24 protein-coding genes and 1 tRNA gene are annotated in these 24,581 nt (G+C 63.3%); 6 read left to right on the top strand and 19 right to left on the bottom strand.

Annotated elements, in window-relative coordinates; translation table 11 throughout:
• The first annotated feature begins 13 nt into the window (after positions 1-13).
• Positions 14-337: a hypothetical protein gene (locus tag AWB72_RS23620; RefSeq protein ID WP_052449756.1), complete on the top strand. Its 324-nt coding sequence runs from the start codon at positions 14-16 to the stop codon at positions 335-337.
• 52 nt (positions 338-389) lie between these two features.
• Here AWB72_RS23620 and AWB72_RS23615 read toward each other — a convergent pair whose 3' ends face one another.
• From AWB72_RS23615 to AWB72_RS23545, 14 genes are all read right to left on the bottom strand, one after another.
• On the bottom strand, positions 390-770 hold the full coding sequence (locus AWB72_RS23615; RefSeq protein WP_040049344.1) for a MerR family transcriptional regulator: 381 nt from the start codon (positions 768-770) through the stop codon (positions 390-392).
• An 83-nt stretch (positions 771-853) separates the two neighbouring features.
• Entirely contained in the window at positions 854-1,261 is a 408-nt protein-coding gene (locus tag AWB72_RS23610; RefSeq protein WP_040049343.1) for an integration host factor subunit alpha, read from the bottom strand.
• Between the two features lie 63 nt (positions 1,262-1,324).
• Entirely contained in the window at positions 1,325-3,757 is a 2,433-nt protein-coding gene (gene pheT, locus AWB72_RS23605; RefSeq protein ID WP_040049342.1) for a phenylalanine--tRNA ligase subunit beta, read from the bottom strand.
• 75 nt (positions 3,758-3,832) lie between these two features.
• Entirely contained in the window at positions 3,833-4,846 is a 1,014-nt protein-coding gene (gene pheS, locus AWB72_RS23600) for a phenylalanine--tRNA ligase subunit alpha (protein ID WP_040049341.1), read from the bottom strand.
• A gap of 195 nt (positions 4,847-5,041) precedes the next feature.
• Entirely contained in the window at positions 5,042-5,401 is a 360-nt protein-coding gene (gene rplT, locus AWB72_RS23595) for a 50S ribosomal protein L20 (RefSeq protein WP_008350196.1), read from the bottom strand.
• Between the two features lie 28 nt (positions 5,402-5,429).
• The gene (gene rpmI, locus AWB72_RS23590; RefSeq protein ID WP_004191477.1) at positions 5,430-5,627 is read right to left on the bottom strand and encodes a 50S ribosomal protein L35; all 198 of its coding nucleotides are present in this window, start codon (positions 5,625-5,627) and stop codon (positions 5,430-5,432) included.
• A gap of 237 nt (positions 5,628-5,864) precedes the next feature.
• Positions 5,865-6,392 (bottom strand): translation initiation factor IF-3, encoded by a 528-nt coding sequence (infC, locus tag AWB72_RS23585; protein ID WP_084592761.1) that lies wholly within the window; start codon positions 6,390-6,392, stop codon positions 5,865-5,867.
• 47 nt (positions 6,393-6,439) lie between these two features.
• Complete coding sequence (gene thrS, locus AWB72_RS23580; protein WP_040049525.1) at positions 6,440-8,347, bottom strand: threonine--tRNA ligase; 1,908 nt, start codon at positions 8,345-8,347, stop codon at positions 6,440-6,442.
• Positions 8,348-8,644: 297 nt separating this feature from the next.
• Positions 8,645-8,721 (bottom strand) — tRNA-Val (locus AWB72_RS23570).
• Positions 8,722-8,824: 103 nt separating this feature from the next.
• Positions 8,825-11,047 (bottom strand): RelA/SpoT family protein, encoded by a 2,223-nt coding sequence (locus AWB72_RS23565; RefSeq protein WP_040049339.1) that lies wholly within the window; start codon positions 11,045-11,047, stop codon positions 8,825-8,827.
• A gap of 36 nt (positions 11,048-11,083) precedes the next feature.
• A complete protein-coding gene (locus AWB72_RS23560; protein WP_035967012.1) occupies positions 11,084-11,437 on the bottom strand; it encodes a RidA family protein in 354 nt (117 codons plus the stop codon).
• A 62-nt stretch (positions 11,438-11,499) separates the two neighbouring features.
• Positions 11,500-12,420, bottom strand: a complete 921-nt coding sequence (locus tag AWB72_RS23555; protein ID WP_052449755.1) for an alpha/beta fold hydrolase — start codon at positions 12,418-12,420, stop codon at positions 11,500-11,502.
• A gap of 189 nt (positions 12,421-12,609) precedes the next feature.
• Positions 12,610-13,251 carry a CoA transferase subunit B gene (locus AWB72_RS23550; RefSeq protein WP_040049338.1) on the bottom strand — a complete coding sequence of 214 codons (642 nt, stop codon included), beginning with the start codon at positions 13,249-13,251 and terminating at the stop codon, positions 12,610-12,612.
• A 2-nt stretch (positions 13,252-13,253) separates the two neighbouring features.
• Positions 13,254-13,958: a CoA transferase subunit A gene (locus AWB72_RS23545; protein WP_040049337.1), complete on the bottom strand. Its 705-nt coding sequence runs from the start codon at positions 13,956-13,958 to the stop codon at positions 13,254-13,256.
• A 187-nt stretch (positions 13,959-14,145) separates the two neighbouring features.
• On the opposite strand from AWB72_RS23545, the gene AWB72_RS23540 reads away from it, so the two are divergent.
• Complete coding sequence (locus tag AWB72_RS23540; RefSeq protein WP_040049336.1) at positions 14,146-14,691, top strand: LuxR C-terminal-related transcriptional regulator; 546 nt, start codon at positions 14,146-14,148, stop codon at positions 14,689-14,691.
• Positions 14,692-14,720: 29 nt separating this feature from the next.
• Here AWB72_RS23540 and AWB72_RS23535 read toward each other — a convergent pair whose 3' ends face one another.
• Together AWB72_RS23535 and AWB72_RS23530 are read right to left on the bottom strand one after the other, a co-directional pair.
• A complete protein-coding gene (locus tag AWB72_RS23535; protein ID WP_052449754.1) occupies positions 14,721-15,185 on the bottom strand; it encodes an acyl-CoA thioesterase in 465 nt (154 codons plus the stop codon).
• Between the two features lie 81 nt (positions 15,186-15,266).
• Positions 15,267-16,040 carry an SDR family oxidoreductase gene (locus AWB72_RS23530; RefSeq protein ID WP_035967020.1) on the bottom strand — a complete coding sequence of 258 codons (774 nt, stop codon included), beginning with the start codon at positions 16,038-16,040 and terminating at the stop codon, positions 15,267-15,269.
• Between the two features lie 213 nt (positions 16,041-16,253).
• On the opposite strand from AWB72_RS23530, the gene AWB72_RS23525 reads away from it, so the two are divergent.
• Positions 16,254-17,927 (top strand): electron transfer flavoprotein-ubiquinone oxidoreductase, encoded by a 1,674-nt coding sequence (locus AWB72_RS23525; RefSeq protein ID WP_040049335.1) that lies wholly within the window; start codon positions 16,254-16,256, stop codon positions 17,925-17,927.
• Between the two features lie 66 nt (positions 17,928-17,993).
• On the opposite strand, the gene aroC is transcribed toward AWB72_RS23525, so the two are convergent.
• From aroC to AWB72_RS23510, 3 genes are all read right to left on the bottom strand, one after another.
• A complete protein-coding gene (gene aroC / locus AWB72_RS23520) occupies positions 17,994-19,100 on the bottom strand; it encodes a chorismate synthase (RefSeq protein WP_040049334.1) in 1,107 nt (368 codons plus the stop codon).
• Between the two features lie 58 nt (positions 19,101-19,158).
• Positions 19,159-21,108, bottom strand: a complete 1,950-nt coding sequence (locus tag AWB72_RS23515; protein ID WP_040049522.1) for an MFS transporter — start codon at positions 21,106-21,108, stop codon at positions 19,159-19,161.
• Positions 21,109-21,314: 206 nt separating this feature from the next.
• Positions 21,315-21,767 (bottom strand): CBS domain-containing protein, encoded by a 453-nt coding sequence (locus AWB72_RS23510; RefSeq protein ID WP_040049333.1) that lies wholly within the window; start codon positions 21,765-21,767, stop codon positions 21,315-21,317.
• Between the two features lie 227 nt (positions 21,768-21,994).
• Here AWB72_RS23510 and AWB72_RS23505 point away from each other — a divergent pair, with 227 nt between their 5' ends.
• From AWB72_RS23505 to AWB72_RS23495, 3 genes are all read left to right on the top strand, one after another.
• Positions 21,995-23,326 (top strand): O-acetylhomoserine aminocarboxypropyltransferase, encoded by a 1,332-nt coding sequence (locus tag AWB72_RS23505; protein ID WP_040049521.1) that lies wholly within the window; start codon positions 21,995-21,997, stop codon positions 23,324-23,326.
• On the top strand, positions 23,323-24,153 hold the full coding sequence (locus AWB72_RS23500; protein WP_040049332.1) for an alpha/beta fold hydrolase: 831 nt from the start codon (positions 23,323-23,325) through the stop codon (positions 24,151-24,153). The genes AWB72_RS23505 and AWB72_RS23500 overlap by 4 nt, the downstream gene beginning before the upstream one ends.
• Before the next feature lie 89 nt (positions 24,154-24,242).
• On the top strand, positions 24,243-24,563 hold the full coding sequence (locus AWB72_RS23495) for an Mpo1-like protein (RefSeq protein ID WP_040049331.1): 321 nt from the start codon (positions 24,243-24,245) through the stop codon (positions 24,561-24,563).
• Positions 24,564-24,581: the final 18 nt, after the last annotated feature.

The raw sequence follows: 24,581 nt of genomic DNA, 5'->3' as shown, positions 1-24,581 counted from the left end.
GAGCGGCACTGCAATGCCTTCGTCAGCCCGCGGCCCCGTCCGGCCACGCCGCGCCCTGCCTGATCGTCCCCCATCCTCGCTACGCGCCGAAATCGCAAGATGGTTCAGCGCGGCGAGTGCTGCGCGCGTCACGCGCTTCGGTCGTATTTATCCGGGCGGCAGCCGCTACGTTTGTCTGAGCGCGCCCAACCGTCATCGCGGCGGATTCTTCGCGCTCTATTTCTTCCATCATGGTGTCGACGATTGGCGCATCTATCCGCCGTGGGGCGTCGGCCCGAGCATCGTCTATTGGTCGGCGGCCGGACCCACGCAAACCGCACGCGTCGCGCCCGCTTAAGGCTTGACGTCAGAACGAAAAAAGCCGCGATGCAATATCGCGGCTTTCCTTGTCACCCGCCCAACAAGTCGATGACTTGCATGATCTCTCGCCGCAACGCGTCTACATCGACCGGTTGCTGCTGCTCGGCTACGGCGCGAGCATCGGCGTTCATGGCGTCGTCGTCGATGGCGCGCCCCTGCGAATCGAGCCGATTGCGCGCGCCGTTGATCGTGAAGCCCTGCTCGTACAGCAACTCGCGAATGCGCCGGATCAGCAAGACTTCGTGGTGCTGATAATACCGGCGATTCCCCCGCCGCTTGACCGGCCTCAGCTGCGTGAACTCCTGTTCCCAATAGCGCAATACGTGCGGCTTGACACCGCACAGTTCGCTGACTTCGCCAATCGTGAAATAACGCTTGGCCGGGATCGGAGGCAAGACGACTTTTTCCATCGTCGATCAACCATCGTTTGAGTGATGTCGATTGAAGCGCGGCGGTCGGACTGCAAGAAGCGCCTATCGGCGCATGGAACGCGTCAACGAGCGAGGCTCGTCTCCGCGCCCGTTTCGACCAGCGCCTTCAGTTTCTGGCTTGCATGAAAAGTGACGACTCGCCGCGCCGCGATCGGAATGGCTTCGCCGGTCTTCGGATTGCGCCCCGGGCGCTGCGGCTTGTCGCGCAACTGGAAGTTGCCGAAGCCCGACAGCTTGACGCTGTCGCCGCTTTCGAGCGCGTCGCGGATGACTTCGAAGAACGCTTCGACCATGTCCTTCGCTTCGCGCTTGTTAAGGCCGACGTGATCGAAAAGCATTTCGGCCAGTTCAGCCTTCGTGAGCGTCGGCGTGTCGTTCGACATCGCGCCCGAAGCGGTGTTGTCTCGGGTCATGGCGCTGCGCTGCGCCGAAAGAAGGGCTTCGAAATCACTCGAGTTCATTTGGTTCATATCGGTAAAACGGCGCGAAACATGATTTGACTTGGCGATCCATACGGACGGGCCAACTGCAGGCTATCCGCGCAACCGCGCGCCGTGTACTCGAGCCAGGCGATCCACCAGCGTTTTCATGGCCGTGTCGACCGTTTCGTCCTGTAGCGTGCCGCCAGTATCTTGCAACGTTACACGGAAGGCAAGACTTTTCTCATGCTCCCCCAAACCACCGGAAGTATTTGATTTTGGACGAAATTCGTCGAAAAGCGCAACCCTCGTGACGTACTTGCAGGCAGGCTCGGAACGGGCGTTTTCAAGCTCGTCGATGAGCGACTGCACCGGCACCGACTGGTCGACGACGATCGCGATATCGCGCCGCACCGGCGGGAATTTCGATACTTCCGACGGCACCGGCAGCGCGCGTTCCATCAACGCTTCGGCTTCGATTTCGAAGAGAATCGGCGCGTGCGGCAGGTCGTACTTTTGCAGCCAGCGCGGATGCAATTCCCCGATCCAGCCGACCGCGCGCCCCGCCACTTCAATGCGCGCGCTGCGTCCGGGATGCAGCGCCGGATGCTCCGCCTTCACGAAGCGCGGCACGACGGGCGCGAAGAGCGCTTCGACATCGCCCTTCACGTCGAAGAAATCGACGTTGCGCGATGCCACGCCCCATTGCTCTTCGACCGCCGGGCCGTACGCGAGACCGCCGATCATCTTCGGCTGTGCGAAGCCTTCGACAGCCAGCTCGCCCGCCTTCACCGATGCATCGCGCAGGAACACGCGACCCGCCTCGAACACGCGCACGCGATCCGCGCGGCGATTCAGGTTGTGACGCAGCACTTCGATCAGGCTGCCGAACAGGGTCGTGCGCATGACCGAGAGCTGGCTCGCGATCGGATTGATCAGCTTCACCGGATTGTCGTTGCCGGCGAAGTCCCGCTCCCATTCGGCATCGACGAAACTGAAGTTGACCGTCTCCGAATAATCGCGCGCGGCGACGGCGTGACGCAGCACATGGATCGAGCGCTTCGTCTCGTTCGTGGGGCGCATCTCGCTCGCGGCGACCGGCGGGCGCGCCGGAATCTTCTCGAAGCCGTAGATGCGCGCGACTTCTTCGATCAGATCTTCCTCGATCTCGATATCGAAGCGATACGGCGGCGGCGTGACGCGGAAAGTATCGCCGTCGCGCTCGAACGCGAGGTTCAGGCGCGTGAAAATCTGCGCGATCTCTTCCGCGCCGATCTCCACGCCGATGATTCGATGCGCGCGCGCCACGCGCATCGACACCGGACGACGCTCGGGCACGTTGAGAATTTGATCGTCGACCGGACCGGCCTCGCCGCCGCAGATGTCGAGAATCAATTGCGAGATGCGTTCGATATGCTCGACGGTCGTCGAATAATCGACGCCGCGCTCGAAGCGATGCGCCGCATCGGTCGAGAAGTTGTATTTGCGCGCGCGGCCGCGGATAGCGTCCGGCCACCAGAACGCGGCTTCCAGATAGATGTTGGTCGTGTCGAGCGAGACGGCCGTGCTGTCGCCGCCCATGATGCCCGCGAGACTTTCGACATGACGATCATCCGCGATCACGCCGACCGTTTCATCGAGTTCGACGGTGTTGCCGTTCAGCAGCTTGAGCGACTCGCCCTTTTTGCCCCAGCGCACTTCGATCGCACCGTGGATCTTGTCGAGGTCGAACACGTGCGTCGGTCGGCCGAGTTCGAGCATCACGTAATTCGAGATATCGACGAGCGCGGAAATGCTGCGCTGACCCGAGCGCTCGAGGCGTTCAACCATCCATTGCGGCGTCTTCGCGTGCGCGTTCACGCCGCGAATCACGCGGCCCGAGAAGCGTCCGCACAGGTCCGGCGCGAGCACTTTGACCGGCAGCTTTTCGTTGAGCGTCACCTTGACGGGCGGCATCTCCAGCGCCTTCAGCGGCGCGCCGGTGATGGCGGCGGTTTCGCGCGCGACGCCGAACACCGAGAGGCAGTCCGCCTTGTTCGGCGTGAGCTTGATTTCGAAGACGGTGTCGTCGAGATTGAGCGCTTCGCGGATGTCCTGGCCGACCTTCGCATCGGCGGAAAGGATCAGGAGACCGCTGTGATCTTCAGACAGCTTCAGTTCACGCGCCGAGCACAGCATGCCCTGACTGTCGATGCCGCGCAGTTTCGTCGGCTTGATGGCGAAAGGCTCGCCGCCCGCTTCGGACGGCGGCAGCACCGCGCCGATCAGCGCGACCGGCACCTTGATGCCCGGCGACACATTCGGCGCGCCGCACACGATGTTCAACTGTTCGCCCGTGCCGGCATCGACCTGGCAGACGTTGAGCTTGTCGGCGTTCGGATGCTTCGCCACTTCCAGCACTTGCCCGACGACGATCTTCGTGGTCGGCGGCGCGACCGGGCGCAGGTCTTCGACTTCGAGACCGGCCATGGTCAGCGCGTGGGCGAGCTCGTCGGTGGAGAGCTTGGGATCGACGAAGCTGCGAAGCCAGGATTCGGGGAATTGCATGTGTGTCTACGTTCAAAATGTTTGGAGTCTCTCGTCCGGCCTCGTTGGATGCCGAACGCCGCGGGCTGGGCGTCTTTAACCGAACTGGCGCAGGAAACGCAGGTCGTTCTCGAAGAAGAGGCGCAAGTCCTGCACGCCGTAACGCAGCATGGTCAGGCGCTCGAGGCCGCTGCCGAACGCAAAGCCGATATAGCGCTCCGGGTCGAGACCCATGTTGCGGATAACCGCCGGATGCACCTGGCCCGAACCGGAGATCTCCAGCCATTTGCCCGCGTTCTTGCCGTGCTCGAACATCATGTCGATCTCGGCGGACGGCTCCGTGAACGGGAAATACGACGGACGGAAGCGCACGAGGATGTCGTCGCGCTCGAAAAATTTCTTGAGGAAATCGGTGTAGACGCCCTTCAGGTCCGCGAAGCTGATGTTCTCTTCGATCCACAGCCCTTCGACCTGATTGAACATCGGCGAATGGGTGGCGTCGCTGTCCACGCGATACGTGCGGCCCGGCACGATCACCTTGATCGGCGGCTTGTTCATGCGCGCGTAACGCACCTGCATCGGGCTCGTATGCGTGCGAAGCAGCAGCGGGCGTCCTTCGGCGTCCTTGCCGTCGACATAGAAGGTGTCCTGCATCGAACGCGCCGGATGGTTCTCCGGGCTGTTCAGCGCAGTGAAGTTGTACCAGTCGGTCTCGATCTCGGGACCATCGGCGACGTCGAAACCGATCGAGCCGAAGATCTGCTCGACGCGTTCCCACGTGCGCATCACCGGATGCAGCGTGCCGACGCCCGCGCCGCGCCCGGGCAGCGTGACGTCGATGGCTTCCTCGGCGAGCCGCTGGTTCAGGAGCGCGTCGGCCAGCGCCTGACGGCGGGCGTTGAGCGCCGCTTCGACCTGCTGCTTCGCGACGTTGATGCGCGCGCCTTCGGTCTTCTTCGCGTCCGGATCGAGCTTACCCAGACCCTTCAGCAGTTCGGTCAGCGCGCCGGACTTGCCGAGAAAGCGGGCCTTCTCGTTTTCGAGCGTGGCGGCATCGGTGGCGTTTTCAAAGGCGCTTTTCGCGTCGGCGACAATCTGGTCCAGATCCATTGATCCCATCTTTTCAACGTCGAAGGTCTAACTGAATTACGGTTTTGCGCGTGCCCTGATGATTGCTCGCAAGTCATGCGCAAAACCGTCCGTCCAACGAAAACGGGGCTCGGTGAGAGCCCCGTTTTCTGCCTGAAGCGCCGCCGTCAACGACCCGGCGACGAGAAGGCAAACCACGCAGTACTAATTTCGCAATTAGGCTGCAACGGCGGCTTTCACCTGCTTGACGATCGCAGCAAAAGCAGCCTTGTCGAACACAGCCATGTCAGCCAGAACCTTGCGGTCGAGTTCGATCGAAGCCTTCTTCAGGCCGTTGATGAACACGCTGTAGGTCATGTCGTGCTGACGCACCGCCGCGTTGATACGCGTGATCCACAGTGCGCGGAACACACGCTTCTTGTTGCGGCGATCGCGGTAGGCGTACTGGCCTGCGCGCATGACCGCCTGCTTGGCGATGCGATAGACGTTATTGCGACGGCCGCGGTAACCCTTGGCCAGACGAATGATTTTCTTGTGACGGGCCCGTGCGGTAACCCCACGTTTTACTCGAGGCATGTTGCGCTCCTTGGAGTGTTAGTTGAGGTTAGGCGAACGGCAGCATTGCGCGGACGGAGTTCAGATCGGAATCATGAACGGCCGTGGCGCCACGCAGATGGCGTTTGTTCTTGGTGGTTTTCTTGGTAAGAATGTGGCGCTTGAAAGCCTGACCGCGCTTGACGGTACCGCCCGGACGCACCACGAAGCGCTTTGCAGCGCTCTTCTTGGTCTTCATCTTCGGCATAACTACTCCAGTTTATTAGATGGTCATGGGTGTGCGGTTGATCTTTCCGTGCCGGCCAAGACCGCTTTCCGCCCTTCGAAACCCACGCTCCACTTGTGGCGAGCGGTTCCTGAGAACCGCCGCTTTTCATGAGCGACGCCACCGAAATGACGCCGCCCTGAAACCGTCGGCAATGCCGCGCCAGCCGCCCTGTTCCCGCGTGGGGCGGCGCGCGATCCATCACCTTACTGCCTTCGGTTACTTACCCTTCTTTTTCGGGGCAAGCACCATGATCATCTGGCGACCTTCCATCTTCGGCATCTGCTCGACCTGGCCGACTTCATCCAGATCCGTCTTCAGACGTTCGAGCATGCGCATGCCGATTTCCTGGTGCGCCATTTCGCGACCGCGGAAACGCAACGTGATTTTCGTCTTGTCGCCGTCTTCGAGAAAGCGCGTGAGGTTGCGCAGCTTGACGTTGTAGTCACCGTCATCCGTGCCGGGGCGGAATTTGACTTCCTTCACCTGCACGATCTTCTGCTTGAGCTTCGCCTCGTGCTGCTTCTTCGCTTCCGAATACTTGAACTTGCCGTAATCCATCAAACGGCAGACAGGCGGCGAAGCCTGCGGCGCGATTTCGACGAGATCCACGTCGAGCTGTTCCGATTGACGGAACGCTTCGGCCAGTTTCACGATTCCGAGCGGCTCGTTGTCCACTCCGACCAAGCGCACTTCCGGTGCCGTAATTTCACCGTTGATGCGATGTGACGACTTATCAGTAGCGATGTTACGTTTCCTCTAAAAATGAAAAAACAAGCCGCGCTGCGAGTGACTTACTTGAACGCCCGCACTTCCTGCTGCAGACGTTCGAGGAATGCGTCGACCGGCATGACACCCAGATCGACACCGCCACGAGCACGCACGGCTACGGTTTGCGCCTCACGCTCCTTGTCCCCGACAACTAGCAAATACGGAACCTTTTGCAGCGTGTGCTCGCGTATTTTATAGCTAATCTTCTCGTTGCGCAAATCGCTCTCAACTCTAAGCCCTTGTTTTTGCAACGATTGGGCCAAAGAAGCAGCATATTCCGACTGACTTTCCGCAATATTGAGCACGACTGCCTGCACCGGCGCGAGCCAAGGCGGCATTGCACCGGCGTGGTGCTCGATCAGAATGCCGAGGAAACGCTCCATCGAGCCGACGATTGCACGGTGGAGCATGACCGGACGGCGGCGGCTGTTGTCTTCCGCCACATACTCGGCGCCAAGCCGCTCCGGCAGCACCATGTCGAGCTGCAGCGTGCCGCATTGCCACGAACGGCCGAGCGCGTCCTTGATGTGATATTCGATCTTCGGACCGTAGAACGCGCCTTCGCCCGCAAGTTCTTCCCATTCCAGCCCGCACGCGGTCAGCGCTTCACGCAGACCCTGCTCCGCGCGATCCCAGGTTTCGTCGGTGCCGGCGCGCTGCTCGGGCCGCAGCGACAGTTTGATGGCAATCTGGTCGAAGCCGAAGTCTTTGTACACGCTCATCGCGAGCGTGTTGAACGCGATCGACTCCTGAATGAACTGGTCTTCGGTGCAGAAGATGTGAGCGTCGTCCTGAACGAAACCGCGCACGCGCATCAGCCCGTGCAGCGCGCCCGACGGCTCGTTCCGATGGCACGAGCCGAATTCCGCGTAACGCAGCGGCAGGTCGCGATACGAACGCAGGCCGTGATTGAACACCTGCACGTGACCGGGGCAATTCATCGGCTTGATCGCGTAGTCGCGCTTTTCCGATTCGGTCGTGAACATGTTTTCACGATAGTTCTGCCAGTGGCCCGAGGCTTCCCACAGCGAACGGTCCATGACCATCGGAGTCTTGATCTCCAGATAGCCGGCCTCGTTCACGCGGCGGCGCATGTATTGCTCGACCTGCTGCCACAGCGACCAGCCCTTCGGATGCCAGAACACCATGCCCGGCGCTTCGTCCTGCAGGTGGAACAGGTCGAGCTGCTTGCCGAGCTTGCGGTGATCGCGCTTCTCGGCTTCCTCGAGCATGTGCAGATAGGCGTCCTGGTCTTCCTTCTTGGTCCAGGCGGTGCCGTAGATGCGCTGAAGCTGCTCGTTCTTCGAATCGCCGCGCCAGTACGCGCCCGCGACCTTCATCAGCTTGAAGACCTTCAGCTTGCCGGTGGACGGCACGTGCGGGCCGCGGCACAGATCGATGAAATTGCCGTGCGAATACAGGCGAATCTCGTCGCTTTCCGGGATCGACTGGATGATTTCGGCCTTATACGCCTCGCCGATGCTCTTGAAATACTCGACCGCCTCATCGCGCGACACGACGCGACGCGACACCGGCTCGTTCTTCTGCGCCAGTTCCTGCATGCGCTTCTCGATCTTTTCGAGATCTTCGGGCGTGAAGGGACGGTTGTACGAGAAGTCGTAATAGAAACCGTTGTCGATGACCGGGCCGATGGTCACCTGCGCTTCGGGAAACAGGTCCTTGACCGCGTAGGCCAGAAGGTGCGCGGTGGAGTGACGAACGACATCGACGCCTTCCGGATCCTTGTCCGTGACGATAGCGAGCGACGAATCGCGGTCGATGAGGTACGAGGTATCGACGAGTTCGCCATTGAGCTTGCCGGCGAGCGCCGCCTTGGCCAAGCCCGCCCCGATCGATGCCGCGACTTCCGCGACGGTCACCGGGTGATCGTATTGGCGGACCGACCCATCAGGCAAACGTACCGAAACCATTTCGTTCTCCAAGACGCCGGCAGAGGCCTGGCGAGTTCGACTAAGCACTGCCCCGCGATATCGTCGATAGAAACGAGGGGCAAAAAAAATGCGGCCCCGCTATCGAGGGGCCGCATTCACTTTTCACACATACCGCAATATAAAGGGCAGAAGGCGAAAGAGGTCCTCGACTAGCGTCGCTCCGAATTTGTTTCGGTCAACGTTCGAAGTGCCATTTCGCTGTTCGCCTTTAGCGCCGAAGCGCTTTTGCGGAGTGAAACTTCGTGAACCAAAAATTCGCCGAGGTTTCGTTTTCGTTGGTAGGCTCGATTGGACTCGAACCAACGACCCCCACCATGTCAAGGTGGTGCTCTAACCAGCTGAGCTACGAGCCTGAAAGAAGTGAGATTATATGGAGCTTTTCGAATCTTGGCAAGTGTTCTGAACAATCAAACGAAAAAGATTCGCTGATCCATTCACTTTCTCGCGAAAAGCCGTTCATGCACGCCGCGATGCGCGAATCACGCCCTGCACTTCTGCCAGCAGCGTGCAGGCGCGCTGAATCTGCGCCGAGTTCGACACCTCGACCGTGAACTGCATATACGCGATATTCCGCCGGCTCTGGCTCTTCACGCCGACCACGTTGATCTTTTCGCGCGCGAACACTTCGGAGATGTCGCGCAAAAGGCCTTGCCGATCCGCCGACTCCACCGAAAGATCGACCGGATACACCGACGAGCCGCGCCCGTTCATCACTTCGGCGGACCATGTGGTGTGCAGCACGCGCTCGGGCGAACGCTGCGCCATGCGCTGGAAGGTCGTGCAGTCGGTTCGATGAATCGACATGCCCTTGCCGCGCGTGACGAAGCCCGCGATCGGGTCGGGCGGCGCCGGACGGCAGCAGCGCGCGAGCTGCGTCAGCAACGCATCGACGCCGACGACCAGCACGCCCGTCGACGCGCCTTGCGCCACGCTCTGCCCGCTGCTGCGCTTTTCGAATTGCGCGGGCGCTTCGGGCTCCGGCGCTGGCGGCGGCGCTTCCGAGAGTGCGTGCTCGATATTGCGCACGCTGAACTCGTCCTTCGCGACGACGGCGTACAGATCTTCCGGCGCCTTGAAGCCGAGCTTCGCCGCGAGCTGATCCAGATTGACGGACGTCTTGCCTTCGCGCTGCAGCGTCTTTTCGACGATCGCCCGGCCCTGCGCGACGTTCTCGGCCGCATCCACCGCGTTGAACCATGCGCGCACCTTCTGCCGCGCGCGCGGGCTGTGCATGTAGCCGAGCTGCGGATTAAGCCAGTCGCGCGACGGCCCGCCCTCCTTCACCGCGATGATCTCGACCGTCTGGCCGTTCTGGAGCGGCGTATTGAGCGGGACCATCGCGCCGTCGACACGCGCGCCCCGGCAGCGATGCCCCAGCTCGCTATGCAGGTGATACGCGAAATCCACGGCCGTCGCGCCTTGCGGCAACGCGATCACGCGCGCCTGCGGCGTCAGCACGTAGATATGGTCGTCGTCGAGCGTGGCGTCGCGCAAATGCTGCCAGCCCGGCGGCTCGCCTTCGACGTCGTCTTTCCATGCGAGAAGCTGGCGCAGCCACGCAATCTTCTCGTCGTATTTCTCGTTCGCCGTCACCTGGCCCGCGTAGCCGCGCGCGCCCGCTTCCTTGTAACGCCAGTGCGCAGCCACGCCGTACTCGGCGAACTGATGCATTTCCTGCGTGCGAATCTGGACTTCGAAGGCCCGGCCATCGTCGCCGACGACGACCGTATGCAGCGACTTGTAGCCGTTCGGCTTGGGCCGCGAGATGTAGTCGTCGAACTCGCGCGGCACCGGCTGCCACAGGTTATGTACGATGCCGAGCACCGTGTAGCAATCCTTGATGTCCCCGACGATCACCCGAAACGCGCGCACGTCGTTCAACTCGGAGAAATCGAGATGCTTGCCGCGCATCTTCTTCCAGATGCTGTAGATGTGCTTGGGCCGGCCGCTCACTTCGGCCTTGATATGCGCGGTGTCCAGTTCCTTTTGCAGCCGCGCGATGGCCTCGGTCACGTACGATTCCCGCTCGACGCGCTTCTCGTCGAGCAGCTTCGCGATGCGCTTGTACGTGGCGGGATCCTCGAAGCGGAACGACAGGTCCTCGAGTTCCCACTTGAGTTGCCAGATGCCGAGCCGATTGGCGAGCGGCGCATAGATTTCGAGCGTCTCGCGCGGCACGTCGGGCGACGGCTCGATCTTGTGCGAGGCGTGATACCGCAACGTCTGCAAACGCGACGCGAGGCGAATCAGCACCACGCGAATATCCTGCGCGAACGCGAGCAGCATCTTGCGCAGCGCCTCGACCTGCGCGCGCCGCGCCGCCTGCGCATCGCGCGTGTTCTCCGGCAGGGCCGCTAGCGTCGCGCGCGAACTGACCGATCCCAGACGAAGGAGCTTGCGGACATCGCCGACGAGCCGCTGCACTTCCGGCCCGAAGCGTTCGCCGATCGTCTTGTCTGGATCGTCGAGGTGCGGTGCGAGGACGAACAGCGCCGCGGCGGCGACCGCGTGCGGATCGACGTTGAGCGTTTGCATGATGCGCGCGGTGCCGGCGGCGTGATCCGCCAGCAATTCGCCCGTCGAGACCCGCGCGTCCTTCGCGTGCTCGCGCACGAACGCGAGCGCGTCGTCGATGGACGGCTCCGGCAGCGTTTCGGCGGGGACGGCGGTCTCGGTCATGCGGATAAAGCCAACTGCTATCGGTTCAACGGCGACTTAGCTGCGCTGCGCGGCCACGACGACGACTTCAACGAGGCAATCGGGATTGGCGAGCTTCGCTTCGACCGTGGCGCGCGGCGGCGTGTTGCCCGGCGCGACCCACGCATCCCACACCGCGTTCATGCCGGCGAAGTGAACCATGTCCGACACGTAGATCTGCACGGACAGCAGATGCGACTTGTCGCTGTTCGCTTCTTCCAGCAAACGGTCGATGTGGCCCAGCACTTCACGCGTCTGACCCGTGATGTCCTGGTTCGTGTCCTCGGCGATCTGCCCGGCGAGATACACCGTGCCGTTGTGAATCGCGATCTCGGAAAGCCGTGCGCCGACGTGATGACGAGTGACTGCCATGTGTATATCGATCCTTTCAAAAGATGCAAAACGGGATAGAGCGTCAGGCGCTCAGCCCAATATTATGCCCCGCTGACATTCTTTTCGAGAAAGAACGCCCGCGCGATGGCGATCTGTTCGTCCGCGAGAAAAGCCGGCGCGTGGCCCGCGTTGGGCACTTCGACACTCGATACGGCCTGCCCCGCCTCCACCATCTTTTGCACCGTCTCGCGCGAGAGCAGATCCGAATGCTCGCCGCGCACGACGAGCACCGGCGTCGCAATGGACGCGATCGAGCGCCACATGAACGCCTCGCCCGCGGCGTTCTGCTCCTCCGTGCTCGCGGAAAACGGCGCGGCGATGCCGGGGTCGTAGCGGAAAGTCCACGCGCCGTCGCGCTCGTGCAAAAGCGGCGTGTTGATGCTGGTCCATTCCTCGTCGGTGAGCGGGCCGAACGACGCCGCGAGCGCCGCTGCATGCCGCACGCCTTCATCGAGCGATGCGAAACGCGCCGGCTTGCCGAGATAGCTGCGAATGCGTTCGAGCGCAACCGGCTCGATATGCGGGCCGACATCGTTCAGCAGCATTTTGCGGATCGGCGTATTCGGCAGGCCGCCCAGCGCCATGCCGATGAGTCCGCCCATCGACGTGCCGAACCAGTCGACCGTTTCCACGTTCAGGCGCGCGATCAGCGTGACCATGTCCGCCACGTACTGCGCGACGCCGTAATAGCGCGAGTCCGCGAGCCAGTCCGACAGCCCGCGCCCGGCGACGTCCGGACACACCACGCGATACTCGCTCGCGAACGCTTTCGCGACGGCGTCGAAATCGCGCCCCGAACGCGTCAGGCCGTGCACGCACAGCAGCACGCGCGGATTCGCCGGATCGCCCCATTCGGTGTAGGCCACCCGATGCAATCCCGCCGGGCTCGCGCATTGCACGAAGCGCTGGCGCGGTGCGTCGAGCTTATAGGGCGATGCTTCGGCAACGATGGATGCGCTCATGAGGTTTCCTCGTGGAAGGTATCGAGACGATTGTAAAGCGCCCGGCGCGAAGCCGGCCGTACGTTAGCCGAACGGACGATGCGCTGTGCACCCGAAGCACGCCGGCATTAAGCCCGAAGCACGCCAAAAGCAAAGCGGGCGAAGCCTCCCAGCCTCGCCCGCTTCATTCGCTTCCTGACCGCAGCCGTATCAGCTCACGCTGCTGACATCGAGCGGCGCGCCCGTCTTGCGCTGAATTTCCTCGACGGTCACGCCCTCCGCCAGTTCGACGAGCTTCAGCCCGTTTTCAGTGACGTCGATCACGCCGAGGTCCGTGATGATGCGATCCACGACGCCCACGCCCGTCAGCGGCAGCGTACATTCTTCGAGAATCTTGTGCTGGTCGCCCTTGGCGACGTGCTCCATCAGCACGACGACGCGCTTCACGCCCGCGACGAGGTCCATCGCGCCGCCCATGCCCTTGATCATCTTGCCAGGGATCATCCAGTTGGCGAGATCGCCCGTCTTGCTGATCTGCATCGCGCCGAGGATCGCCAGGTTGATGTGGCCGCCGCGGATCATCGCGAACGAATCCGCCGACGAAAAGATCGACGAGCCCGGCAGCGTCGTCACCGTCTGCTTGCCGGCGTTGATGAGATCGGCGTCGACTTCGTCTTCATACGGCGACGGCCCGATGCCGAGCAGCCCGTTTTCCGACTGGAGCCACACTTCGACGCCCGCCGGCACGTGATTGGCGACGAGCGTCGGCAAGCCGATGCCGAGGTTCACATAGAAGCCGTCCTGCAGTTCCTTCGCCGCGCGCGCGGCCATTTGGTCACGATTCCAAGCCATGGTCATTCTCCTTTCGCGCGGACGATGCGTTGTTCGATGCGCTTTTCCGGATGCGCATTGAGGACGAGCCGTTGCACGAAGATGCCCGGCGTGTGGATCGCGTCCGGATCGAGTTCGCCGACTTCGACGATCTCCTCCACTTCCGCGACCGTGATCTTGCCGGCCATCGCGCACATCGGATTGAAGTTGCGCGCCGTGCGGCGATAGATGAGATTGCCGGACTTGTCGGCCTTCCATGCCTTCACGAGCCCGACATCCGCCGTCAGCGAATGCTCCAGCACGTAATGGTTCTCGCCGAACTGACGCGTTTCCTTGCCTTCGGCGATCACGGTGCCGTAGCCCGTGTTCGTGAAGAACGCCGGAATGCCCGCGCCGCCCGCACGCAGCTTTTCGGCCAGCGTGCCCTGCGGCGTGAATTCGAGTTCGAGTTCGCCGGCGAGATACTGCCGCTCGAATTCCTTGTTTTCGCCGACGTACGACGAAATCATCTTCTTGATCTGGCGCGTCTCCAGCAAGAGACCCAGCCCGAAGCCATCGACACCCGCGTTGTTGCTGATGCAGGTGATGTCCTTCACGCCCGAATCGCGCAGCGCGGCGATGAGCGCTTCGGGAATGCCGCACAGCCCGAATCCGCCGACGGCGAACGTCTGCCCGTCCTTGACGATGCCATCGAGCGCCTCTTTCGCGCTGGGATAGACCTTGTTCATCTGTTCGTCCCTTCCATGTGTGAATCCGACTGAAAACCGGTTTTTTGCCGCCTCGCGGATGTGCTCCGGCGGCGCTTCGAATGGCGAAAAGAGTACGCTGCGCGGTCGATCCGGCACAATACGCAAAAATACATAAGTCATTGCCCGCGCCGGTCGGTTCCTGAAGCCGCCGTGCGCCCCATAACCCATGCGTGCACTGGATTACCAAACCGCGTTTCACCTTGCGCCCGTCGGGCTCGTGCTTTCGCGCGAGCGTATCGTCGAGGATTGCAACGAGCAGCTCTGCGCGATCTTCGGCTTCGAGCGCGAGGCGCTCATCGGCAAGTCGTTCGAAGTGCTGTACCCGACGCCCGACGAATTCGCGCGGATCGGCGAGCGCATTGCCGCGCACATCACGAATCGCGGCACGTATAGCGACGACCGCATCATGAAGCGTTCGAACGGGGAACTGTTCTGGTGCCACGTGACCGGCCGCGCGCTGGACCGGGCCGCGCCGCATGCAGCGGGCGTGTGGACGTTCGAGGATTTGAGCGCGACGCGGCGCGTCGCCATCGAGTTGACGCCGCGCGAGCGGGAAATCGCCGCGCAGCTCGTGACGGGCAAGACGAGCAAGCAGATCGGCCGCGTGCTGGATATCAGCCCGCGCACCGTCGATATCTACCGCGCGCGCCTCATGCGCAAGTACGACACGGGCAACGCGACGGAACTGCTTCAGCGGCTGCTTGGCAATTGAGCTGCAACTGAGGTCGCCGCCATGCACTGTTATTGGACGACGGGCGCCGCCGTCTCGATGGTTTGACGCAGCAGATCCGGAATCGGCACAGACCTGCCCGCCGCGTATTCGATCCACACGACCTTTGCCGCGCCCTTCGCGTAAAGCACGCCGGGCGCGTCCGCGCGATACAGCTCGAAGCGCGTATCGAAGCTGCTGCGCCCCGGCTTGCCGACCGACATGCGCGCGATCACATCGCCGGGATAGTGCAGCTGCTTCAAGAATTCCATCGACGCATTGACGATTACCGGCCCTTGCCCCTCACCGTTGCCGCCCGCGATGCCGAGCCGCTCGAACCACGAAATCCGCACCTGCTCCATGTAGCGGAAATAGACCGTGTTGTTGACGTGGCCGAACGCGTCCATGTCGCCCCAGCGGATGGGCATGGACATTTCGAATACGGGATGAAAGCCGGTTTCGTCGACGGCGGCTGCTTGGGTGTTCGTGTTGCTCATTACCTTGGTTGTTTCCTGTATCGAATGAAGGCGTCGCGCGCAGGTCCGCTCACATGCCGCCCGGCACGCGCGCCCCGGCGCTCAAAGCGAGAAACCGTCGTCCGCCGATATCACCGACCCGTTCATGAACTGCGATTCGTCCGCCGCGAGCAGCAGCAAGAGTCCGTCGAGGTCCTCGGGCGAACCGACGCGCCGTCGCGGCAGCATTGAAACGAGCCGCTGGCCCTGCTCGGTCTTCCAGTGATGATGGTTGATTTCGGTATCGATATAACCCGGGCAGATCGCGTTGACATTGATGCCGTGGCGGCCCCATTCGAGCGCCATTGCCTTCGTCATCTGCACGACGGCGGCCTTGCTCATCGAATAGAGGCCGATCTGCGGAAACGCGCGCAGCCCTGCCACCGATGCCACGTTGATGATCCGGTAAGCCGGCTTCGCCGCGCCGTTGCCGCGCATGATCATGCGCTTGGCCACTTCCTGCGCGACGAAAAACGCACCGCGCACGTTCGTGCCGAAGACGAATTCGAAGTCGGCGGGCGTGGCGTCGGTCAGCTTCTGCGTGGTCGAAACGCCCGAATTATTGACGAGAATGTCGATGGTACCGGCTTCCGTCTCGGCGTGCGCAACCGCCGACTTCACGCTCTGGTAATCCGTCACGTCGAGCGCGACGACGTGCGCCGCGCCGCCCGACGCCTCGATTTCCGCGCGCAGCTCCTTCAACCGCTCGGTGCGGCGGCTGGCGAGCACCACCTTCGCCCCCGCCTGCGACAGCACCTGCGCGAAACGCTTTCCAAGTCCACTGGACGCGCCGGTAATCAGCGCGACCTTGCCTTCCAGGTTGATCGAACGGCCCATTGTGCTTCCTTGTTGTACGGTTGGTTCTGCCTTGGCCAATGCGTCGTCATGGCGATGCAAGCCGGTCCCGCAAATGGCGCATCTGCCCAACACACAGCATCACGGGAAATAGTACGATCGTTCCAATTTATTGGGCTTTGGTTGCAGCCCGCCGGACGTTCGCTGACAATACGCGATCTTAAAAGGCCATTCTAACGGTAGAGAGGAGCATTGATGACCCCGGCGAGCCTTATCGAGCAATACGGTCCCCGCGAATCGATGGAATACGACGTCGTGATCGTCGGCGGCGGGCCAGCCGGCTTGTCGGCGGCGATTCGCCTGAAGCAGCTGGCCGAGGAACGCGGCGTGGAAATCGGCGTCTGCGTGCTGGAGAAAGGCTCGGAGATCGGCGCTCATATTTTGTCCGGCGCGGTCATGGACCCACGCGGCCTCTCCGAACTGATTCCCGACTGGAAGGAAAAAGGCGCGCCGCTCGACGTCGAAGTGACCGAAGACCGCTTCCTCTTCCTCTCGCCGAACGACGCGAAGCAGGTGCCGAACTGGCTGCTTCCCGACAATTTCAAGAATCACGGCAACTACGTCATCAGCCTCGGCAACGTCACGCGCTGGCTCGGGCAGCAGGCGGAAGCGCTCGGCGTCGAAATTTTCCCCGGTTTTCCGGCGGCCGAAGTGTTGTACGGCGACGATGGCGCGGTGAAAGGCGTCGTCACCGGCAACATGGGCGTCGGCAAGGACGGCGAGCCGACCGAGAACTTCCAGCTCGGCATGGAGTTGCACGCGAAGTACACGATCTTCTGCGAGGGCGCGCGCGGTCACCTCGGCCGTCAGCTGATGGAGAAGTACAAGCTGAATCAGAACGCCGATCCGCAGGTGTACGGCATCGGCATCAAGGAATTGTGGGAGATCGATCCGGTGAAGCACAAGCCGGGGCTCGTGATCCACACGGCCGGCTGGCCGCTCGAACCCGACACCTACGGCGGCTCGTTCCTCTATCACATGGACAACAATCAGGTGGTGGTCGGCTTCGTCGTCGGGCTCGGATATTCGAATCCGTACCTGTCGCCGTTCGAGGAATTCCAGCGCTACAAGACGCATCCGTCGATCCGCGCGTTCCTCGAAGGCGGCAAGCGCATTTCGTACGGCGCGCGGGCGATCACGGCGGGCGGGCTGATGTCGCTGCCGAAGCTCGTATTCCCGGGCGGCGCGCTCGCGGGCGACGACGCGGGTTTCCTGAACGCATCGCGCATCAAGGGCAGTCACGGCGCGATCAAGTCCGGCAAGATGGCCGCCGAAGCCGCGTTCGAAGCGGTGCAGGCCGGCCGTCAGGGCGACGAACTGACGACCTATCCGGAAGCCTTCGACAGTTCCTGGCTCAAGACCGAGCTTTATCGCGCGCGCAATTTCAAGCAGTGGATGAGCAAGGGCCTGTATCTCGGCACGTTCATGGTCGGGCTGGAGCAGAAAGTGATGGGCGGCAACGTGCCGTGGACGCTGCATCATCAGCATCGCGATCATGAGATGCTGAGGCCCGCGTCGCAGTGCAAGCCGATCGTCTATCCGAAGCCGGACGGCAAGCTCACGTTCGATCGTCTCTCGTCCGTGTTCATCTCGAACACGAATCACGAAGAAAATCAGCCGGCGCATCTGACGCTGAAAGATCCGAGCGTGCCGGTCAACGTCAATCTGCGCACGTACGCCGGGCCGGAAGCACGCTACTGCCCCGCCGCGGTCTACGAGTTCGTGAAAGCGGAGGACGGCGGCGAGCGCCTGCAGATCAACGCGCAGAACTGCGTCCACTGCAAGACGTGCGACATCAAGGACCCGACGCAAAACATCGTGTGGGTGACGCCGGAAGGCGGCGGCGGGCCGAACTACCCAAACATGTAACGCACGCGGTAAACGACGAAGGGCGCCGGTTTTTCAGACCGGCGCCCTTCGTTTTTGTCGACGCGATTACTTGCCCGGCGCGTGCGCCGGGATTTTCGGCGTGCCGACGACGACATCGCCGCATTGCGCGCGATGCCGCAGCGCGTGATCCATCAGCACGAGCGCGAGCAGCGCTTCCGCGATCGGCGTGGCGCGAATGCCGACGCACGGATCGTGGCGGCCGAAGGTTTCGACGGTTGCGCTGTCGCCCGCCTTGTCGATGGACTGACGCGGCGTGCGGATGCTCGACGTCGGCTTGATCGCGATGGACACGGTGATGTCCTGCCCGCTCGAAATCCCGCCGAGGATGCCGCCCGCGTTGTTGGTGGCGAAGCCTTCGGGCGTCATCTCGTCGCCATGCTGCGAGCCGCGTTGCGCGACGCTCGCGAAGCCCGCGCCGATTTCGACGCCCTTCACCGCGTTGATGCCCATCATCGCGTGGGCGATGTCGGCATCGAGACGATCGTAAAGCGGTTCCCCGAGGCCCACCGGCACGCCGCTCGCCACCACTTCGATGCGCGCGCCGACGGAATCGCCGTCGCGGCGCAGGCCGTCCATGTACGTTTCGAGCTGCGGCACGACGTCGGCGTTCGGCGCGAAGAAAGGATTCTCGCGCACGTACTGCCAGTCGACGAACGAAATGGGAATCTCGCCCAGCGCGCTCATGTAGCCGCGCGTTTCGATGCCGAACTTCTCGCGCAGCCATTTCTTCGCGACCGCGCCCGCCGCGACGGTCGGCGCGGTCAGGCGCGCGGAGGACCGCCCGCCGCCGCGATAGTCGCGCACGCCGTACTTCTGCCAGTACGTGTAGTCCGCGTGACCGGGGCGAAACGTCTCGGCGATATTGCCGTAGTCCTTGCTGCGCTGATCGGTGTTGCGGATCAAGAGCGCGATGGGCGTGCCGGTCGTCACGCCTTCGAACACGCCCGACAGAATCTCGACCTGATCCGCTTCCTGGCGCTGCGTCACGTGGCGCGACGTGCCCGGACGGCGACGGTCCAGCTCGACCTGAATGTCGGCTTCGGTGAGCGCCATGCCCGGCGGGCAGCCGTCGATCACGCATCCGATCGCCGGTCCATGCGATTCGCCAAAATTCGTGACGGTAAAGAGCGTGCCAAGGGTATTGCCGGACATGAGCGTCGACCTGAAAAAGAGTGTCGGGAAGACCGATATTATGCCAGCCGCGCCGCTTCTACCGCCTTGCGCCGCGCAGCGCGGACACGCGTTCCTGCAGATGCTCCGGCGTCGCGTCGGCGGGCGGAATCGGTTCGCCGACCGCGAGCGTCAGGCGCGTCATCACGCCGCGCTTGACCGGGCGCGGCCATCGCGCGTCCTCGTGACGCGAAAACACGCTGCCCCAGAGCCCGCGCAGCGCCATCGGCACGACGGGCGCGGGATGGCGGCGCAGAATTTCGGTGACGCCGTGCCGGAACGGATTGATGTCGCCGGTGCGCGTGAGCTTGCCTTCGGGGAAGATGCAGACGAGCTCGCCCTCTTCCAGCGCGCGCTGGCACGCCTGATACGCCCGTTCGAGCATCTGCGCGTTCTCGTGCGCGGGCGCGATCGGAATCGCCTTCACATGGCGGAACAGCCAGCCGATGAACGGCGTGCGAAAAATCCGGTGATCCATCACGAAGCGAATCGGACGCGGGCTTTCGGCCATGATAATCACCGCATCGACGAAACTGACGTGATTGCACACGAGCACCGCCGCGCCGTGCGAAGGAATGCGCGCGGCGTCGACGAGCCGGATGCGATAGAACGTATGCACGAGAATCCACGCCATGAAGCGCAGCAGGAACTCCGGCACAAGCGAATAGATGTACACGGCGACCACCACATTGAGCAGCGCCGTGACGAGAAAGAGGCCCGGAATGCCGACGCCCATCGACGTGAGCGCGAGCGCCAGCAGCGCGGACGCGATCATGAACGCCGAGTTGAGGATGTTGTTCGCCGCGATGATGCGCGCCCGATGCGTCGGCTGACTGCGCGCCTGGATCAGCGCGTAGAGCGGCACGCTGTAGAAACCGCCGAACATCGCGAGCAGGAACAGGTCGGCGAGGATGCGCCAGTGCGGCATCGCGAGCAAGAATTCGCTCACGCCCAGCAGATGCGACGCCGGCGCGATGCGATGGCTCGCGAAGAACAGATCGATGGCGAACACGCTGATGCCGATGGACCCGAGCGGCACGAGCCCGATTTCGACGCGGCGCTTGGACAGCCGCTCGCATAGCAGCGACCCGGTGCCGATGCCGAGCGAGAACGTCGCGAGCAGGATGGTCACGACATCGGGATTCGCGGACAGCACGTCTTTCGCGAAGTTGAAGAAGGAAGTGAGAAACGTCGCGCCGACGAACCACAGCCACGAAATACCGAGCAGGCTTAAGAACACCGTGCGATCCGACTTCGCGAGCCTGAGATTGCGCCACGTTTCGGAGACCGGATTCCAGTTGATGCGCAAGTCCGGCTGCGACGCCGCCGACTTCGGCACGAACGCCGACACCGCGCGCCCGATAACCGCGAGCGCGAGACACGCCGCCGCGAGCAGCAGCGCGCCGTGCTCCGACGCGCCCGCCGCCGCCCCGCCGATGATCGTGCCGATCAGGATCGCGACGAACGTTCCCATCTCCACGAGCCCGTTGCCGCCGACGAGTTCCGTCGCAGCCAGATGCTGCGGCAGATACGCGTACTTGACCGGCCCGAACACGGTGGAATGAACACCCATCAGGAACGTGCAGAGATACAGCAGCGTCGCGTTGTGCAGCAGGAAACCCGCGCCGCCGATCAACATCACGACGATCTCGAAGCTCTTCACGAGCCGCGCGAGCACGGCTTTGTCGTACTTGTCGGCAATCTGGCCGGACGTTGCCGAAAACAGCACGAACGGCACGATGAAGATGGCGGAGATGAGAAACGCGGCCGTCTTCGGATCGACGCCGGAAAAGCGCGCGGCCTGAAACGTCACGAGCGACGTGAAGCCGACCTTGAACACGTTGTCGTTCATCGCGCCGAGGAATTGCGTCCAGAAGAACGGCGCGAAACGGCGCTCGCGCAGGAGGCCGAACTGGCCTTCACCTTCCGGATGCTCCGGGCGGGAAGCGCGCGCCTCGTCCTGCGGGGCGTGCAGCGGATTGTCACTCATGACTGTCGACGTGGTTGATCCGGGGTTGAACGCGAGCGCGAGCGTGCGTGCGAACGAATCCGGATGGTAATGAAAACAGATGGCGGAAAGGCGACGCGGCGCAAGTTGTGTCTTTGTGTGCCTTGGCTGCGGACGAAAAAAAGCGCGCCGCTCGGGCGCGCTCTGCAGCGCTTGGCGAAGCATCGCACCGGGCGATGCCCCGGACGTCAGCGAGCGTCCTGCTGCTCTTCCGGCCAGTCGCGGATATACGCCTTCAGCATGCGATTCTCGAAGCCCTGTTCCTCGACGACCGCGCGCGCCACGTCATAGAACGAGATCACGCCCATTAGCGCGCGATTCTCCATGACCGGCAAATAACGAACATGGTGCTCCAGCATCATCCGGCGCACTTCGTTGACGTCCGTTTCCGGCGTGCAGGTGAGCGGGTGGTCGTCCATGACCTTGCGGATGGTCGTGGTGCCGACGCCGCCGCCGTTGTCGCGCAACGTCAGGATGATCTCCCGGAAGGTCAGCATGCCGACGAGATCGCCATATTCCATGACGACGAGCGAGCCGATGTCGTGCGCGGCCATGACGTTGATCGCGTCGGAGAGCGGCGTATCGGGCGTAACGGTGAACAGCGCGTTGCCCTTCACCTTAAGAATGTCGCTGACTCGCATCACTATCTCCTCGCGAAATGCCTGTGCAGATGCCAAAGCGTTTGTGAAATCATGGGTCGATGCTATCGGAAAGACCCGCAAAAGGAAAGCTACGGAAGCCCGCGTTAGCCTTTCGGACAAGGCGCTCCGGCCAGCGCGCGAGTTCGCCCTAATTCGCGCGCGCCAGTCCCAATGCTACGATGATCGACCCACATTCCGCCGGCGGCCCCGCGCCCCGGCCGCCGACGATGCCAGCCAACCGTTTCGATACGCTCGCGCTGCATGCGGGCGCCGCGCCCGATCCCGCCACCGGCGCGCGCGCCACGCCGATTTATCAGACCACCTCATTCACCTTCCGCGACACGGACCACGCCGCCGCGCTCTTCAACATGGAGCGCTCGGGGCACGTCTATTCGCGCATCTCGAATCCGACGGTGGCCGTGTTCGAGGAGCGCGTCGCGGCGCTGGAAGGCGGCGTCGGCGCGATCGGCACGGCGAGCGGCCAGGCGGCGCTGCATCTGGCCATCGCGACGCTGATGGGCGCGGGCTCGCACGTGGTCGCGTCGAGCGCGCTCTATGGCGGCTCGCACAACCTGCTGCATTACACGCTGCGGCGCTTCGGCATCGAAACGACCTTCGTGCCGCCGCACGATCTCGACGCGTGGCGCGCGGCGGCGCGGCCGAACACCCGCCTCTTTTTCGGCGAGACGCTCGGCAATCCCGGCCTCGACGTGCTGGATATCGCGGGCGTCGCCGAAATCGCGCATGCGCATGCGGCACCGCTGCTCGTCGATTCGACCTTCACGACGCCCTACCTTTTGCGCCCGTTCGAGCACGGCGCGGACCTCGTCTATCACTCGGCGACGAAGTTCCTGGGCGGTCACGGCACGACCATCGGCGGTGTGCTGGTGGACGGCGGCACGTTCGACTTCGCCGCGAGCGGCCGTTTTCCCGAATTCACCGAGCCCTACGACGGCTTTCACGGCATGGTTTTCGCCGAGGAAAGCACGGTCGCGCCGTTCCTTCTGCGCGCCCGCCGCGAGGGCTTGCGCGACTTCGGCGCGTGCCTGCATCCGCAAGCCGCGTGGCAATTGCTTCAGGGCATCGAAACCTTGCCGTTGCGCATGGATCGGCATGTCGCCAATACGCGCAAGGTGATCGACTTTCTGCTCGGCTCGCCGGCAGTCGAAGGCGTGGCTTATCCCGAATTGCCGACGCATCGCGATCACGCGCTGGCCGCGCGTCTGTTGCCGCGCGGCGCGGGCGCGGTGTTCAGCTTCGATCTGCGCGGCGGCGTGCCGGCCGCGCGCCGGTTCATCGAATCGCTGACGCTGTTTTCGCATCTCGCGAACGTGGGCGATGCGCGCTCGCTCGTCATCCATCCCGCTTCGACGACGCATTTCCGCATGGACGCCGCCGCGCTGGCCGCGGCGGGCATCGGGCCGGGACGGATCCGGCTGTCGATCGGGCTGGAAGATCCGGACGATCTGATCGACGACCTCAAACGCGGCCTGAAGGCGGCGCAGAAAGCCGCCGAAAGCGGCGACGCAAGCGCCGCACCGCTCGGGAGCCGCGCATGATGCTCGATATCGACGGCCATTGCGCCTACGCCTACACCGGCGGCAAGCCTTTCGACGCGGCGCGGCCCGCGGTCGTCTTCATCCACGGCGCGCAGCACGACCATAGCGTGTGGGCGCTGCAGACGCGGTACTTCGCGCATCACGGCTTCGGCGTGCTCGCGGTCGATCTGCCGGGCCACGGCCGCAGCGACGGTCCCGCGCGGCGCGATATCGGCGCGCTCGCGGACTGGCTCGCCGGCTTGCTCGACGCAGCCGGCGCGTCCAAAGCAATTCTCGTCGGCCACAGCATGGGCTCGCTCGTCGCGCTCGACGCCTCCGCGCGCCATCCCGAGCGCGTCGCGGGCCTTGCGCTCGTCGCAACCGCCGCGCCGATGACCGTCTCGGACGCCCTGCTCGATGCCGCCCGCGAACACGAGCCGCAAGCCATCGCCATGGTGAACCAGTGGTCGCATTCGACGATCGCCGCGAAGCCTTCGAGCCCCGCGCCGGGCTTCTGGCTGCAGGGCATGAATCAGCGGCTGATGGAGCGCATCGGCGCATTGGGCGAGGCGCAGCTCTTCCACACGGATTTCAGCGCGTGCAACGCCTACACCGATGCGCTCGATCGCGCCGCGTCCGTGCGCTGCCCGGTGTGCGTGCTGAGCGGCAAGCGCGATGTGATGACGCCGCCGCGCGCTTCCCGCGCGCTCGTCGATGCGTTGCGCAAGGCCGGCGCGCCGGTACAAACCGTGGAACTGGACGGCGGCCACGCGCTGATGACCGAACAGCCCGACGCGGTTCTCGACGCACTGTTTTCTTTCGCGCTCGCCTGCGCGAAGGCAGGCTAACGGCCGCTTGCACGCCTCCTGCCGCCGCCGCAGAATGAATCTTGCTGACGTCATCGCGTCATGCAGATCATGTCGCACGGGAGGCCGTCATGGCGCACACCGCACACGGAGAACATTTCGCGAATTTCGCCGAGTTCTACCCGTACTACCTCGACGAGCACCGCAACGCGGTTTCACGCCGCCTGCATTTCATAGGCTCGCTCGGGGTGATCGGCTGCCTCGCGATGGCCGTCGCGACCGGCGACTGGCTATGGCTGCCGGCGGCCGTCGTGTGCGGCTACGGCTTCGCGTGGATCGGCCACTTCTTCTTCGAGAAAAATCGCCCCGCCACGTTTCGCCACCCGCTCTATAGCCTGATGGGCGACTGGGTGATGTTCAAGGACATCTGCGTCGGGAAAATCTCGCTTTGAAGCGCACCGTGAAGCGCT

The organism is Caballeronia concitans (assembly GCF_001544615.1).
Taxonomy (GTDB): Bacteria; Pseudomonadota; Gammaproteobacteria; order Burkholderiales; family Burkholderiaceae; genus Caballeronia; species Caballeronia concitans.
The sequence above is the reverse complement of the archived record's forward strand: the minus strand, read 5'-3'. Positions and strand labels throughout refer to the sequence as shown.